A 15,479-nucleotide genomic window follows, 5' to 3' on the forward strand; every position below is an offset into this window, starting at 1 on the left:
CAACCAATTCACGTCCTTGGCCAGCCAAGCTTCAATCGCCGCCTGCTACACGCCGGCAGGCCAACCGGCAACCGTGCATGCGCCGGCAATCCGGCTTTTCGCACGATTCGGCCTGATAGTGGCCGATTTGACCCTCGCTTCACGCCGGACTTCGTGGCAGAGGCACGACGCAGAGCGAAACTGTTCCGCACGCAATGCCGTAAACGGCACCGAGCGTGCACGCGAACGGTTGATGTCTTGTGCAGGTACAGAGGTGGTGATGATCTGGAAGCGCAAATTGCGGAGCGGTGCCGACGACAGCGCAGGTTCGGATACGCTTGAAACCACGGACACGGCCACGACCCGGTTTCTGGATCCCATGGCGTTGCCACTGCCTTACACGGCCGGTGACGGCCTGCCGCCCGGCGACGACCAGTTGACATCCGAAAAAGCCTTGTGGCGCCAGACAGACTTTGAGCCTGGTCCGATGCTGCCCAAGTTTATCGCAAGCGCGTCTGATGATGTCGAAAGCGATACCACAAGCATATTGGCCCGCCGCAGGCTGGCCTTGCGTGACTCCTTAGGTGCGTCCCAGCCAGTCACCGCCCGCGAGGGCTTTGCCGGCCGCCACGAGGCGATGGCCCAGTTGATCAACGCCATCGAGGAACAGCGGGTTCATGTGGTGATCTATGGTGAGCGCGGCATCGGCAAGACCAGCCTTGCCCACGTGTTCACACAGACGGCCCGCGAGGCGCGCTACCATGTCATCTATGCCAGCTGCGGCACGGCTGCGGTTTTCCCCGACATGTTCCGCAGTGTGCTGGCGCTGATCCCGACCATCTACCACTCGACGGTGCTGCCCAATTCCAGCGAAGCCGAAAAGGGAGGAAATTTCGATTCGATGCTGCCGCCGGGCGATTACGGCGCTCGCGAACTGGCCGATATCCTGGCTGGGGTTGTCGGGACGCGGGTGCTGGTGATCCTGGACGAATATGATCGCGTGGTGGATCCGAACTTCCGCCGCGAAGTTGCCGAATTGATCAAGAACCTGTCCGATCGCGCTGCGCGTGTGCAGCTGGTGATCACCGGGGTTGCGCTCAACCTGGATGAACTCATCGGTTATGCGCCGTCGATCCGACGCAACGTTGCCGGCTTGCCGATGCGGCCGATGACGCCCGAAGAAGTGCTGGACCTGCTGCGCTTGGGCGAGCGGGCCGCTGACATTCGCTTCGGCGAAGATGCCGTGTCGATGATAACAAGCATGTCGGCCGGGTCGCCTTATCTGGTGCGCTTGCTGGGCCACCAAGCCGGCATCAACGCCATCAACGCCGGCCGAGATCGGGTGAGCGAAGCCGATGCCAACAGCGCCATTGAGCGGGTGATCAGCGATTGGCAGGCCAGCTTGCCGCGCCGTGTGCAAGCCAATCTGTCCCGCGAAGAGGCACGCGCCCACTGGGACTTGCTGGTTGCTGCGGCCCGCGCCGGGAACTCGGCAGATGGCTGGTTCACGGTTGACGATGTGTATTCCGAAATGGGCGGTGCATTGACGCCGCTGGTGATCGAACGTGATCTCAAGCTGTTCGTAAACAACGTCGATCTGCTTGAACGGCGTGAAGGCCCCGGCGATCCGCATTTCCGCTTTGGATATCCGGGGGTTGCGGCCTTGCTGATCATCTCCGCAGCGATGGGCCGGCTGGGACTGTCATAAGCCGGCATGAGGGAGAGGCCAAGGCAGCGACGCAGGGGGATAGGCGTGTTTTTGGGATCGGCAAGAAAGATCGGCATGCGCGGGCATCGGCACAACGACCACGCAAGCCAGCCGCTGCGCAGCCTGTTTGCCCCGGCGGCCTTGGCCCTGTCATGAAGAGCCCCGTCATGGACAGCCCTGTCATGAACAACAATGCCCGATCCGCCGGCCCCACGCCGGTGATCTCTGTCATCATCCCCCATCTCAACACGCCGGACTGTCTTGGCTTGTGCCTGGCGTCGGTCGTCGAACAGGATCTGCCCGCCGGCCCGTTCGAGATCATCGTCGTGGACAATGGCTCCAAGGTATCGATGGACGCCGTTGTCGCGGCATTCCCCACCGTGCGCTTTCTGGCCGATCCGCGCCCGGGCCCCGGCCTTGCCCGCAACACCGGCGTGGCGGCTGCCCGCGCACCGCTGCTCGCCTTCATCGATGCCGATTGCCGCGCGCGCCCCGGCTGGCTTGCGGCCGCCCATGCCGCCGCGGCCAGCGGACAGATCGCTGGCGGCGCGGTTGACATCGCGGTCACCAATCCCAGCCACCTGACCGGGGTCGAGGCCTTTGAAACCGTCTTCAGCTTCCGGCAGCAGATGTACATCCGCACACGGAACTTCTCTGTCACCGCCAATCTTGCCATGCCGCGCAGCGCTTTTGATGCTGTTGGCCCGTTCGGCGGCATTGCGATTGCTGAAGATGTGGACTGGGGCCGCCGCGCCCACGCGCTCGGACTCACGCTTACCTACCGAGCCGACATGCAGGTGCTGCACCCGCCTCGCGCCGATGTCGCCGCCCTGAACCGCAAATGGGATCGGCTGGTCAGCCACGCCTGGCATGAACATAATGCCGGGGGTCAATCGCAATGGCGCTGGTTTTGGCTGGTGCTCAAGATCGCTGGTTCACCGCTGATCGATGCGCGCCACATGCTGTTCGATCGCCGGCTCGGCGGCCCCGGCAACCGGCTGCGCGGCCTTGGCGTGCTGTTCGGCAGCCGCTGGTATCGCTGCTGGCGTATGCTGGCCCTTGTGGGCCGTATCGGTCCCGCAGCCGTCACTGGTTGGAACCGTTGACAATGGAATCGTCCGCCACCCCGCCGCCCACTGGTTCCCGCCTTCGCCAGGCGGGTTTGCGTTTGCAATCGGCGGATGCGCTCGATCCCGCGCTGCGCGGCCCGCCCATGCTTGGCGTCGTCATCGTCAATTTCCGCGGCGTGGAAGACACGCTCGAATGCCTCGAAAGCCTGCTGCGCTCCAGCATCCCGATGAAGGTCGTCGTCGTTGAAAACGGTTCCGGCGATGATTCGGCCGATCAGATTATGGCCTGGGCTGCCGGCAATCGCCCGGCCACTGCTGCCTCGCGCGACCTTGCCGCGCTGTCTTCGCCGCCGGTGGCCAAGCCCATTTCCATCGCGCGCCTCGGCCCGGAAGACATCGGCACCGACCCGATCCCCCGGCTCACCCTCATTGCCTCGCCCGATAATCTCGGCTTTGCCGGCGGCAACAACCTAGGCCTGCGCCACCTTTTGGCTGATCCGCGTCTGGAATATTTCTGGCTGCTCAACAACGACACGGTTGTCATGCCTGATTGTGCCGCCGCGATCGTCACCCGGATGCGTGCCACCGCCCGAATCGGCATGTGCGGCACCATCGTTTGCCAGTATTGGAAGCCGGATCACCTCCAGGTCCTCGGCGGCTACAGTTTCAATCGCTTTACTGGCGCTGGCCGGCCGCTCGGCGGGGACGAGCCACTGCTCAACAGCTTCAACCCGCAAGAGGTCTGCGATGCCACCGATTTCATCATCGGTGCCAGCCTCGCGGTCAGCAGGCCTTTTCTGCAAAGGGTCGGCCCGATGGCAGAGGATTATTTCCTCTATTTCGAAGAGATCGACTGGGCCACCCGCAACGAGCGCCTCGGCGATGAGCGCTTCACTGTCGCCTTCGCGCACGGTGCCCGGATGTTTCACAAGGCGGGGGCATCCATTGGCTCCCCCAACAGCAACGCTGGCCGCAGCGCTTTCTCCTACTATTGGCTCACCCGCTCTCGCCTCAAGTTCATCTGGCGCTTTTATCGGCTGCTCTGGCCCTGGCACTGGCTGTTGAGTTGGGCAATCATGGTCCGGCGCCTGCTGCGCCGCCAGCCGCAGCATGCTGCCGCCATCGCCCGCGCAGCGCTGGGCTTGAAACCATGAAATGTTCCCGGTGCGTGGCTGATGCTGCTCCTGTTGCGGCCCCTATTGCCACGATGCGGGCATTGACTGTGGCTTCGGCAACGGCAAGAGACGAGAATGAATCGCTGCCCGGCAAGGCCAGGCGCGGACGACAAGAGGAGACTTTGGGATGAACATGCAACGCGCATCGCTGTTGGTGATGGCTGCGACCACTGCCTTGCTGGCCGGCTGTTCCAAGGATGGTGACAAGCCCGATGGCCAGGTCGTGGCCCAGATCGATGGCCGCGATGTGACCATTCATGAAGTAAACCAGGAAATTTCCTCGCTGGGCGCGCAGGCGCAGGGCGCCCCGCGCAAGCTGGTCGAAGCCGTTGGTCTCGCCCGCGTGATCGAACGCAAGATGCTTGCCCAAGAAGCCCGCAACCGCAAGCTCGATCAATCGCCGCAGTTCGTGCTCGCCAAGACCCGCAACGACGAAAATCTGCTGGTGCAGGCGTTGCAGGCCGAAGTGGCGGGCAAGGTGGCAGAAACGCCGCGCGAACAGGCTCAGAAATTCGTCGAGGAAAATCCGACGATCTTCGGTGATCGCCGCATCCTCACCCTGGATCAGATCCAGTTCCTGCAGCCACGCAATTTCGCCGCATTGCCACTTAGGGAAGCCAAATCGATGCAGGCGGTGGAGCGTGTGCTGCTCGATGCCAACATCGAATATCGCCGCGCGCCGCAGCAGCTCGATACGCTCATCCTTGATCCGCGGCTGAGCACGGAAGTCATCCGCATGGCGCGTGGCCCGAACGGCGAACCGTTCATGTTCACCGATCAACCAGCCGGCGCGCCGTCACCGATCGTTTACGTCAACGTGGTCAGCAACATGAAGGTGGAACCGTTCATCGGTGAACGTGCCATCGCCTATGCCCAGCAGTTGATCGAGCGCAAGGAAATCGCCCGCCGTCTTCAGGCCGAGCTCACCAAGTTGCGCGAAGCGGTCAAAGGCAAGATCACCTACGCCAACGGCCTCGACACGCCCGAGAAGATCGCCGCCCAGCTCGACAAGCAGGCAACGGCCCTTGCCAAGCAGAAGGCTGCAGAGGATGCGCGGGCCCAAGCTGGTGGCGCCAAGCCAGCGGCCAAGTCACCGGCTGCTGCCGCAGCACCCGCCGCTGCGCCAGCGGCAAAGTGAAGAGATAACCGTCGCCGGAAGGGCCACGCCCCGGGTCGTATGATCCGGGCAGCGTTGGCCGGCCAGTGCCGCCAGTGCCGGGTGGCAACAGGATCGAAGGATTGAATATGCGCCGCGGGATCATTCTGGCAGGTGGTTCGGGGACGCGGTTGTATCCGCTGACCAAGCCGGTTTCGAAGCAGTTGATGCCGGTCTATGACAAGCCGATGATCTATTATCCGTTGTCGGTGCTGATGCTGGCCGGCGTGCGCGATATCCTGATCATCACCACGCCGGCCGATGCGTCGGCTTTCCACGGCCTGCTCGGCGATGGCAGCCAATGGGGACTCAACATTCAATATGCCCAGCAGCCGCGCCCGGAAGGCCTGGCACAGGCCTATCACATCGGCGCTGATTTCGTTGGCAATGATCCGTCGGTGCTGATCCTGGGGGATAACATTTTTTATGGCCACGGCCTGCCGGAACTGCTGGCCAGGGCCGATGCGCGCGACAACGGCGCCACTGTGTTCGGCTATTATGTCAAGGATGCGCGCTCCTATGGCGTGGTGTCGTTCGATGGCAGTGGCCGCGCGCTGACCATCGAGGAAAAACCCGCTCAGCCCAAAAGCAATTTCGCTGTGACCGGCCTGTATTTCTATGATGGCAATGCAGTCGCGATGGCGCGTGACCTGAAGCCTTCGCCGCGCGGCGAACTGGAAATCACCGATTTGAACCGGCTCTATCTTGAAGCCGGCACGCTCGATGTCGAGCTGATGGGCCGTGGCTTTGCCTGGCTGGACACCGGCACCCATGGTTCGCTGCTGGATGCGGCGCTGTATGTGCGCATCGTCGAAGAGCGCCAGGGCCTGAAGATCTGCTGCCCGGAGGAAATCGCCTGGCGCAAGGGCTTCATCGATGCCGAACAGTTGGCGCGCATCGCCGAACCGCTGCGCAAATCCGGCTATGGCGAATATCTGCTCGAACAACTGGAGCATGGCCGGTGAAGCTGACCGAAACCGCCCTGCCCGGCGTCTTGCTGATTGAACCCAAGGTGTTCGGCGATGCCCGCGGCTTTTTCCTGGAAAGCTGGAACGCCAACAGCTTCGCAGCGGCCGGCCTCGATCTGGCGTTCGTGCAGGACAATCACAGCCGGTCGGCGCGCGGTGTGCTGCGTGGCCTGCATTATCAAATGGTCAATCCGCAGGGCAAATTGGTGCGGGTGACGCGCGGCGCGGTGTTTGATGTCGCCGTCGATATCCGCCGGTCGTCGCCGCATTTTGGCCAGTGGGTCGGCTATGAGCTGTCGGACAGCAATCACCACATGCTCTATATCCCGCCCGGCTTTGCCCATGGTTTCGTGGTGCTGAGCGAGGTCGCCGACTTCGTGTACAAGTGCACAAGCCTCTATGACGCCGGCAGCGACCGCGGCATCCGTTGGGATGACCCCGCGATTGGCATCACCTGGCCCGACACCGGCACTGTTCCCTTGCTGTCTGGCAAGGACGCGGTGGCGCCGTTGCTGGCCGATGCGGAGATTTTCGCGTGAGGGTGCTGGTGGCCGGCAGCGGCGGCCAATTGGGCCGCGCGCTTGGCGCCAGCGTGCCGGCCGGCGTCACGCTGGTCGCGCCGCCGGAGGCTGAGTTCGACATCTGCAACCCTGATCAGGTGGCCGCGGTGGTCGCCGCCGCCCGCCCGGATCTGGTGATCAATGCCGCCGCCTGGACGGCAGTGGACAAGGCCGAAGCCGAAGAAGAGGCGGCGCTGGCAGTCAACGCCACCGCGGTCGGCCATCTGGCCAGTGCCGCCGCTGCCGCCGGCGCGCGGTTCGTCCAGGTCTCCACCGATTATGTCTTCGATGGCGAGGCCTTCCGGCCTTATGCGCCCGATACCGTGCCGGCCCCGGCCAGCGCCTATGGCCGCACCAAATTGGCCGGCGAACGCGCTGCCCAGGCGCTGCATCCGGCACCGCTGATCATCCGGACCGCGTGGGTCTATGCGGCGACCGGCAATAATTTCGTGCACACCATGCTGCGCCTGATGGCGACCCGCGACGAGCTGCGCGTTGTCGGCGACCAGATCGGTTCGCCCACTCACGCCGCCAGCCTGGCCCGCGCCATCTGGGCCCTGCAGGCGCACAGCGGCATCTTCCATTGGACCGATGCCGGCGTGGCGAGCTGGCATGATTTTGCCGTCGCCATCCAGGATGAGGCACTGGCGCTGGGCCTGCTGACGCGGGCCGTGCCGGTGATCCCGATCCGCACGGAGGACTATCCCACCCCGGCACGCCGCCCGGCGTGGAGCGTGCTCGACAAGGCCAGCAGCTGGGCGATCACCGGCCCGGCGCGGCACTGGCGCCACGAATTGATTGATTGCCTGCACGAGATTGCGAAAGACAAGGCCGCATGACCAATTTGCTCGTTACCGGCGGGGCCGGCTTCATCGGTGCCAATTTCGTGCATTACTGGCGGCAGCATCATGCCGGCGATGGCATCATCGTGCTCGATGCCCTCACCTATGCCGGCAACCGCGCCAATCTGGCGGGGCTGGATGATGTGGTGTTCGCGCACGGTGATATCCGCGATACTGCGCTGGTCGAACGGCTACTCGGCGATCATGCCGTCGATACCATCGTGCATTTCGCCGCCGAAAGCCATGTTGACCGCTCGATCCATGGCCCGGCGGCGTTTGTCGACACCAATGTGCTCGGCACGCTCAGCCTGCTGACCGCAGCGCGCAGCGTGTGGCTGGCAGGCAGCGGCCGGCCGCACCGTTTCCACCATGTCTCCACCGATGAAGTCTATGGCACGCTCGGCCCCAATGATCCGGCGTTCAGCGAGACGACGGCCTATGCCCCCAACAGCCCCTATTCGGCGAGCAAGGCGGCCAGCGACCATCTGGTGCGCGCCTGGCACCACACCTACGGGCTGGATACGGTCACCAGCAATTGTTCGAACAATTATGGCCCCTATCAATTCCCCGAAAAGCTGATCCCGCTGTTCCTGATCAATGCGCTGCACGGCCGGCCGCTGCCGATCTATGGCGATGGGCAGCAGGTGCGCGACTGGCTGCATGTCGAAGATCATTGCCGCGGCATCGAGGCCTGCCTGGCGCGCGGCCGGGTCGGCGAAACCTACAATATCGGTGGTGGCGCCGAACTGCCGAACCTGACCGTGATCGACACGCTGTGTGCGGCGGTCGATGCGGCGTTCGCGGCCGATCCGGCGCTGGCGGCACGCTTCCCCGACGCACCGGCGGCCAAGGGCCTGCCCACCGCCAGTCTGAAGACGTTCGTGACGGACCGGCCCGGCCATGATCGCCGCTATGCCATTGATGAAACCAAGGCCCGCAATGAACTGGGCTATGCCCCGGCGCGGACGTTCGAGCAGGGCTTTGCCGCCACGCTTGGCTGGTATCTGGCCAACGAAGGCTGGTGGCGGGCCATCATGGACGGCAGCTATCGCGACTGGGTGGCGACCAACTATGCCGCCCGAAACTGAAGCGGCTGCCTGAATCGCCGGTTTTGCTTTTGCCCGGTGTGCCCCCCTGTTAATCAGGGGCATGCCCCGTCTCACCCCCCGCTTGCGCCTGACAGTCATACGGCGGCTGCTCGCCAGCCAAGCAGGCGGCGGCTATGTGCTGATGGCCGCCGCTGCGATCGCCATGCTGATCGCCAATTCCGCACTGTCGGCAGATTATTTCCATCTCCAGCATCTGGAGCTTGGCCCGCTCAGCCTGCTGCACTGGATCAATGATGCGCTGATGGCGCTGTTTTTCCTGCTGGTCGGCTGCGAGATCAAACGCGAATTCGTCGATGGCGAAATGGCCACCTGGCCGCGCCGCATCCTGCCCGGCGTCGCAGCGATGGCGGGCATGGCGGTGCCGGCCCTGGTGTTCCTGGCGGTCAATCGCGGCATGCCGGCCAACAGCAACGGCTGGGCGATCCCCACTGCGACCGATATCGCCTTTGCGCTGGGCGTGCTGGCCTTGCTCGGAAAACGCGTGCCGGGCAGCCTGAAACTGCTGCTGACCGCGATTGCCGTGATCGATGATCTGGGGGCGATCGTCGTGATTGCCGCCGTTTACACAGTCGGCGTCGAGGTTGCGGCCCTGGCGGCGGCCGCAGCCGTGTGCGCCGTGCTGGCGTTGCTGAATGCCCGCAACGTGGCTGCGGTATGGCCTTATCTGCTGGTGGGGGCGGCGCTGTGGGTGGCAGTCTATCTGTCAGGGCTGCATGCCACGCTGGCTGGCGTGGTCGTCGCGCTGGCCCTGCCGATCAGGCACAGCCCAGCCATGCCGGAGCATGAGGACAGCCCGCTGCTGCGCGTCGAGCACGCGCTGGCGCCGGTGGTGGCATTTGGGATCGTGCCGCTGTTCGGCTTCTTCAACGCCGGTGTCGATGTGCGCGGGTTGACGCTGTCGGCCGCGCTCGATCCGCTGGTAATTGGCGTTGTCGCCGGGCTGGTGCTGGGCAAGCAGATCGGCATTTTCGGCGCCATCTTGGCGCTGGTGCGCACGGGCGCCGTGACCATGCCGGCCGGTGCCACCACAAGGCAGATTTGGGGTCTGTCCCTGCTGTGTGGCATCGGTTTCACCATGAGCCTGTTCATCGCCGGGTTGGCCTTTGGCGAAGGCAGTGCGCAAGACAGCGCCGCCAAGCTGGGCATCATCGCCGGCAGCGTGATCGCGGCATTGGCCGGCGTTGTCGTGCTGGCGGGCAGCCGGCGATCAGCATGAGCTGGCTGAAGCGCTTCCCGCATTATGCCGCCTTCGCCAGCCTGATGGCGCTGCTGCTGGCGGTCTTGGTGCGTCTGATCGCCCATGAAGCGGCGCTGCTGCTGGCCTTTGATGGCGCAGTGATCGGCTTTCTGCTGGCGCTTTCGGTGCGGATGCGCACCGCAACCCCGGCCATGCTGCGCGCTGGTGCGGCCGAACCGGGCCATGCCGTGCCGCGCGTCATGGCGATGCTGGTTCTGGCCGTTGTTCTTATCGCCCTGACTGCGGAACTGCGCAGTGGCGCCCATGATCCGGGCAGCCTCCTGCTGGCCGCCGGATCACTTGGCCTAGCCTGGCTGTTCGCCAACAGCCTGTTTTCCTTGCACTACATGAACCTCTATTATCGGCCAGCCGGCAAGACCATCGGCGGTGGGCTGGTGTTTCCGGGTGACGATGGCCACCCGGATTTTGGCGATTTCCTCTATTTCGCGTTCACGGTCGGCATGACCTTCCAGGTTTCCGACGTGGTGATCACCGCGCGGTCCTTGCGCCGGCTGGTCTTGGCTCACGCGTTGCTGGCGTTCGCATTCAATATCGCGGTGATCGCCCTGACGGTAAGCCTGGTGGCCAGCGCGCTGGCCTGAGCGCCATCAACCCAGCGTTGAACGCAGCATCCACGCGGTCTTTTCATGCACCTGCATGCGCTGCGTGAGCAGATCGCAGGTCGGTTCATCGTGGGCATCGTCGGCGACCGGGAAGATGCTGCGCGCGGTGCGCACCACCGCCAGCTGATCTTCGGCCAGAATGCGAACCATCTCGGATGCTTCGGGCACGCCGCTGGCTTCCTTGATGGTGGACAGCGCGGCATAGGCCGAATAGCTGCCCGGCGCCGGTTCGCCCAGCGCGCGGATGCGTTCGGCAATCAGGTCCACCGCCAGCGCCAGTTCGGTATATTGGCCCTCGAACATCAGGTGCAGCGAATTGAACTGCGGGCCGGTGACGTTCCAGTGGAAATTGTGCGTCTTCAGATACAGCGTGTAGGTATCGGCAAGGAGGCGCGACAGGCCGGCGGCAATGGCGCGCCGATCGGCATCCGGCATGCCGAGATCGATGCCGGCATCGGTGGGAATGAGCTTCTTCTTGGCCATCGGGGGTTCTCCTTTGATGTGACAATGCCGCAAAATCGCGGTTGGCGTCCAACGGGAATTCCCGATGGACGCCATCGCTTTTCTTGGGACTGTTACTGGCAGACGACCTGGCCGCGATCGATGCTGTTGCCAACCACGGCCCCCAGGCCGCCGCCGATGATGCTGCCCAGCAGCTTGGAGCCGCCCGGTGCGATCACATTGCCCAGTGCGCCGCCGGCCAGGCCGCCGATGATCAGGCCTGTGGTGCCGTCACTGCGCCGACAATAGTAACGATTGTCGTAACCGCGCCATACCGGCTCGTTGCGGCCGAGCGTGACCGGGCGGTAATTGCCGCCCGGGCGGTAGAATTGCTCGGCGTGCCAGCCATTCTGGCGCCAGCCATCCTGCTGCCAGCCAGGGCCATTGCCTTGGTTGTAGCTCGGCTGACCATAGGCATAGCGGGGATTGCCATAACCCTGGTTGCCATAGCGCTGGTTGCCATAGCGGTTGTTGGCCAGGTCGGCGCGCTCGCGTTGGAATTCACGTTGCGCCCGCTGCAGTTCGCGGCGTTCCTGGCGGATCTCGCGCGGGTTGCCGCGCTGTTCGGCGCGAAACAGGTCGCGACGTTCATCCTGCAGGCGTTGGGCAGCGCGCGACACATCGCGGCGGTCTTCACGGCGTTCGTTCGGGCCATCCCAGGCCAGCGCCGGGGTGGTCACCGCGGCGGCGGCCATCAGGCCGGCCAGCATCAGAATCGGAAGTTTCGTCATTGCGTATCTCCTTGGTTGATATTCAGCGGCACACCGTGCGGCCGGAATCGATGCTGCGACCGAGCAAGCCGCCGACGATGGCACCGGCCACGGTGCCCAGGGTCTTGTCGCCGCGGCGCGCGACCTGATTGCCGATCACGCCACCAACCCCGGCGCCAATCAGCGTGCCCGTGGTGCCGTCGCTGCGCCGGCACCAGCCGGCATCCTGGCGGCCATTCCCGTTCTGGTTGTACCCGCGCTGGTCATACTGGCCCTGATTGTAACGGCCCTGATTGTACAACCCGCCGGACTGACGATCGTTCCAGCCCTGATTGCGCCAGCCGCGATTGTCCCGGCCGCGATCATCCCATCCGCGCTGGTCATTCCAGCCATGGGATTGTTGCGGCGCATCATGCCACTGGGCCGCAGCAGGGGCGGCCAGACCCAGAAGCAGTGGGCCAATACTGGCAAGCATTGCGGTGGTGATCTGGCTGCGCATCTTGGGTCTCCTCGGGTTGATGAGACCTGATTCGCACATGACGGATGCCGGAAGCCTGAACGGACTTGTTATACCCGGTTCATGTTCGTGAGCAGTATTACAACGCCCACAACGGTGTCTTCGCTGCCTCGCCAGGCACTTCGCGCACAAAGCGTGGCACCAGATAGCCCGGCAGCAGCGCCCGCAACTGCGCTTCGATCCGGCGGGCTTCGGCTTCGCTCACATCAAAATGCGCCGCCCCGGCGACGGGATCGGTGAGGTGCATGTAATAGGGCAGCACGCCACAGGCAAAGAGCCGCCGGCAATGCGTAGCGATGGTTTCGGCCGTGTCGTTCACTCGTGCCAGCAACACCGACTGGTTGAGCAGCATCACCCCCGCCTCGCGCAACCGCGCGAGGGCCGCCGCCCCGTTTTCCGGCAGTTCGTGGGCGTGGTTGCTGTGGATGACGATCACCACCTGCAAGCGCGTGCCCGCCAGCAGTGCCAACAGGGCATCGGTGACACGCGCCGGAATGGCCACCAGGGTGCGGCTGTGCAGACGCAGGGTGGTGATGTGCGGGATGGCAGCAATCGCGGCCACCAGCGCCGCCAGCCGGGCATCGGGCAAATTCAGCGGATCACCGCCAGACAGGATCACCTCGTCGATGGCGGGATCGGCGGCGATGACCGCTAGCGCCTCCGCCTCCCGCGCGCGGGTCAGCATGGTGGCACCATAATCCGTATGACGGCGAAAACAGTAACGGCAATGGATGGCGCATGACCCGCTGGCCATCAGCAACGCGCGGCTGCGATATTTCTGCAGGAGGCCGGGCGCAGCGCGGAAATCCGCTTCGGACAGCGGATCGGTACGGCGTTCGGGCTGCGGCCAGGCCTCCTCACCGCGCGCCAGCACTTGCAACAGCAACGGATCGGCGGGATCACCCGGCCGGATCAGGCCAAGAAAATGCGGCGGCACCATCACCGGAAATTCGGGATCGGCAATTACCCCGGCCGGAAAATCGGCTGGCGATAATCCCGAACGGGCGAGCAGATCTATGGTCTTGATCCGGGCGGCACGCGCCTGCACCTGCCAATCGTCAGGGCCGAATGCCGGATCGTCGGAGGGTTGGGGAGAGGGTTGGGGGGCGGATTGGGGAAATGCCAGCATCGTCATCCTGTTGGCGTTTGGCGGCTCGACGTCGGCCCGGCAAGTGGCGATTTCCCGGAAATGACCGATCTGTGGCGCTGTTGCCAGCCTTTGCCCCTGTGCTATGACAATATTCGGCCGGCGAGGAGGCAGTAACATGGCGTCTGACAGTGATCGCATCGGCAAGATCAACACCACGCCTGATCGCGGGCTGCTGCTGGTGGGAATGACCGCGGTCGAGCGCCTGTCTGAACTTTTCGTGATCGAGGCGGAGGTTGTGGCCCGCGGCGGGCCGATCGATCTGCATCCCTGCCTTGCCAAGCCGGTCAGCATTACCTTCAAGGGCAAGCCGCATGTGTCGCGCAGCTTTCATGGCATCTTGTGTGAATATGTCGAAATCGGCCGCGACAATGACGGGCAGGACTATATCTACCGGCTGGTCGTGCGTCCGTCACAATATCTGAAATCGCTGAACCGGATATCCAAAATCCACTACAAGCGCACCATGCCCAATCTTGTGTCCATGCTGCCATCCCAGAAACAGACACTTTCGGCATCCTATGAGGCGATCGAATATCGCGTGCAATATGATGAAAGCGATTTCGATTTCGTTTCCCGACACATGGAACGCGAAGGCATATATTATTTCTTCGATCACCAGGAAGGCAGCCATACGCTGGTCGCAGTCGATGCGCCGGCGGCCCATACGGCGGGCACCCCCGGCACGGTGCGGCTGCACAGCGGCAAACCCGACGGCAAGGAAGCCGTGCTGTGGTCGTTGCGTGAGCATCGCCGGTTTGGCCCGACCGCCTATACCGTCGATGATTATGACTTTACCGCACCGACCACGGTGATGAAGAAGCAGAAGCAGTTGAGCAATGTCGGTTCCGGGGCAACGCGCTGGCGCAGTGGCCAGGCGCCGGACGTGTCAGGCAATATTGCAGAACGCTTTGAATATCCCGCCAATTATGACAAGCCGGGTATGAGTCGTGGGGAGCGTTATGCCGGCGTGCGCCTGGAGGCCGATCGCGCCGACATGGCGCGCAGCCATGGCGAAGGCGATGTGTTCGCCGCCGCGGTCGGCCGCAAGCTGAAGGTCGCCTTCGATGAAAGCGAGGCGGGCAAAAGCTTCAACGCGGATCAGGAATATCTGATCGTCGGCAGCCGTCATATGTATCGGGCGTCGGACTATCGATCCGGCGGCGGCGGAGACGAGGATATGCGCGTCGAACTGGAAATGATGCCGGCGCGTCATCCGTTCCGGCCAGCCCGCAAAACGCCGATGCCGCGCATTGGCGGCCCACAAACCGGTGTGGTCGTCGGCCCGCCTGGCGAAGAAATCCACACCGACAAATATGGCCGCATCAAGGTAAAATTCTTCTGGGACATTCAGGGCTATGACGGCGGCGGTCAGGTGCACGAACGCAGCCTTTGGGTGCGCGTTGCCCAGATGAGCGCTGGCGGCGGCTTTGGCGCGTTCATGATCCCGCGCATTGGCCACGAAGTGGTAGTGGAATTTCTGAACGGTGATCCTGATCGGCCGCTGGTGACCGGATCGGTTTACAATGAATCCAATCTGCCGGCCTTTGGCACCGCTACGGCCAATCCGTTGCAGGGCATCCGCACCAACAGCACCAAGGGCGGTGGCGGCTTCAATGAAATCCGTCTGGACGACAGCAAGAACAAGGAAGTCTTCTCGGTCCAGGCGCAGAAGGATCTGAAAACCCTGGTGCTGAAGGGCGATGAGACCCGCGACATCAAGGAAGGCAACCGCACCACCACGATCGACAAGGGCAACGAGACCCTGTCGGTGAAGACCGGCAAGCGCACGACCACCATCAAGAGCGATGAAACACTGACCATCCAGAGCGGCAACCGCAAGGAAACGCTGGAACAGGGCAATGACTCGCTGAAAATCAAGATGGGCAATCGTGATGCCGAGCTTGGCATGGGCAGTGACAAGCTGCGGTTGAAGATGGGAAATCGCAACATCAAGCTCGATCTGGGCAAACAGAAAACCGAAGCGCTGCAATCGATCGAGCTGAAAGTGGGCAGCAGCAGCATCAAGATCGATCAATCGGGCGTGACGATCAAGGGCATGATGATCAAGATCGAAGCCAACGTCATGTATCAGAGCAAGGGCTTGCTGATGATGCAGAAAGCCACCGCACTTCACATCGTGAAGGGCGCGATGGTGATGATCAACTGATGGCCAG

Annotated in this window: 15 protein-coding genes; 11 read left to right on the plus strand and 4 right to left on the minus strand. The window is 63.5% G+C overall.

Annotated elements, in window-relative coordinates; all coding sequences use genetic code 11:
- Positions 1 to 16: 16 nt before the first annotated feature.
- The 10 genes from AC6UUM_RS11725 (at position 17) to AC6UUM_RS11770 (ending at position 10,406) form a co-directional block, all read left to right on the plus strand.
- On the plus strand, positions 17 to 1,687 hold the full coding sequence (locus AC6UUM_RS11725) for an AAA family ATPase (protein WP_500802458.1): 1,671 nt from the start codon (positions 17 to 19) through the stop codon (positions 1,685 to 1,687).
- A gap of 167 nt (positions 1,688 to 1,854) precedes the next feature.
- Positions 1,855 to 2,793, plus strand: coding sequence for a glycosyltransferase family 2 protein (locus AC6UUM_RS11730; protein WP_500802459.1), 939 nt, complete (start codon positions 1,855 to 1,857; stop codon positions 2,791 to 2,793).
- Positions 2,794 to 2,795: 2 nt separating this feature from the next.
- Entirely contained in the window at positions 2,796 to 3,911 is a 1,116-nt protein-coding gene (locus AC6UUM_RS11735) for a glycosyltransferase family 2 protein (protein WP_500802460.1), read from the plus strand.
- Positions 3,912 to 4,059: 148 nt separating this feature from the next.
- The gene (locus tag AC6UUM_RS11740) at positions 4,060 to 5,070 is read left to right on the plus strand and encodes a hypothetical protein (RefSeq protein ID WP_500802461.1); all 1,011 of its coding nucleotides are present in this window, start codon (positions 4,060 to 4,062) and stop codon (positions 5,068 to 5,070) included.
- A 107-nt stretch (positions 5,071 to 5,177) separates the two neighbouring features.
- Complete coding sequence (gene rfbA / locus AC6UUM_RS11745; protein WP_500802462.1) at positions 5,178 to 6,053, plus strand: glucose-1-phosphate thymidylyltransferase RfbA; 876 nt, start codon at positions 5,178 to 5,180, stop codon at positions 6,051 to 6,053.
- Complete coding sequence (gene rfbC / locus AC6UUM_RS11750) at positions 6,050 to 6,595, plus strand: dTDP-4-dehydrorhamnose 3,5-epimerase (protein ID WP_500802463.1); 546 nt, start codon at positions 6,050 to 6,052, stop codon at positions 6,593 to 6,595. The genes rfbA and rfbC overlap by 4 nt, the downstream gene beginning before the upstream one ends.
- Positions 6,592 to 7,455 (plus strand): dTDP-4-dehydrorhamnose reductase, encoded by an 864-nt coding sequence (gene rfbD, locus AC6UUM_RS11755; RefSeq protein WP_500802464.1) that lies wholly within the window; start codon positions 6,592 to 6,594, stop codon positions 7,453 to 7,455. The genes rfbC and rfbD overlap by 4 nt, the downstream gene beginning before the upstream one ends.
- Complete coding sequence (gene rfbB, locus AC6UUM_RS11760; RefSeq protein WP_500802465.1) at positions 7,452 to 8,546, plus strand: dTDP-glucose 4,6-dehydratase; 1,095 nt, start codon at positions 7,452 to 7,454, stop codon at positions 8,544 to 8,546. The genes rfbD and rfbB overlap by 4 nt, the downstream gene beginning before the upstream one ends.
- Before the next feature lie 61 nt (positions 8,547 to 8,607).
- Positions 8,608 to 9,783: a Na+/H+ antiporter NhaA gene (gene nhaA, locus AC6UUM_RS11765; protein ID WP_500802466.1), complete on the plus strand. Its 1,176-nt coding sequence runs from the start codon at positions 8,608 to 8,610 to the stop codon at positions 9,781 to 9,783.
- Positions 9,780 to 10,406 carry a DUF1345 domain-containing protein gene (locus AC6UUM_RS11770; RefSeq protein WP_500802467.1) on the plus strand — a complete coding sequence of 209 codons (627 nt, stop codon included), beginning with the start codon at positions 9,780 to 9,782 and terminating at the stop codon, positions 10,404 to 10,406. Before nhaA ends, AC6UUM_RS11770 begins: the two co-directional genes overlap by 4 nt.
- A gap of 6 nt (positions 10,407 to 10,412) precedes the next feature.
- Here the strand turns inward: AC6UUM_RS11770 and AC6UUM_RS11775 are convergent, their stop codons facing one another.
- The 4 genes from AC6UUM_RS11775 to epmB form a co-directional block, all read right to left on the minus strand.
- Positions 10,413 to 10,910 carry a Dps family protein gene (locus AC6UUM_RS11775; RefSeq protein WP_500802468.1) on the minus strand — a complete coding sequence of 166 codons (498 nt, stop codon included), beginning with the start codon at positions 10,908 to 10,910 and terminating at the stop codon, positions 10,413 to 10,415.
- Positions 10,911 to 11,002: 92 nt separating this feature from the next.
- Entirely contained in the window at positions 11,003 to 11,659 is a 657-nt protein-coding gene (locus AC6UUM_RS11780; protein ID WP_500802469.1) for a glycine zipper 2TM domain-containing protein, read from the minus strand.
- A gap of 22 nt (positions 11,660 to 11,681) precedes the next feature.
- Entirely contained in the window at positions 11,682 to 12,137 is a 456-nt protein-coding gene (locus AC6UUM_RS11785; protein WP_500802470.1) for a glycine zipper 2TM domain-containing protein, read from the minus strand.
- 97 nt (positions 12,138 to 12,234) lie between these two features.
- Positions 12,235 to 13,290: an EF-P beta-lysylation protein EpmB gene (gene epmB / locus AC6UUM_RS11790; protein WP_500802471.1), complete on the minus strand. Its 1,056-nt coding sequence runs from the start codon at positions 13,288 to 13,290 to the stop codon at positions 12,235 to 12,237.
- Positions 13,291 to 13,420: 130 nt separating this feature from the next.
- Between epmB and AC6UUM_RS11795 the strand changes: the two genes are divergently transcribed.
- The gene (locus tag AC6UUM_RS11795) at positions 13,421 to 15,472 is read left to right on the plus strand and encodes a type VI secretion system Vgr family protein (protein WP_500802472.1); all 2,052 of its coding nucleotides are present in this window, start codon (positions 13,421 to 13,423) and stop codon (positions 15,470 to 15,472) included.
- Positions 15,473 to 15,479: the final 7 nt, after the last annotated feature.

The sequence above is a fragment of the Sandarakinorhabdus sp. genome, from assembly GCF_987265915.1.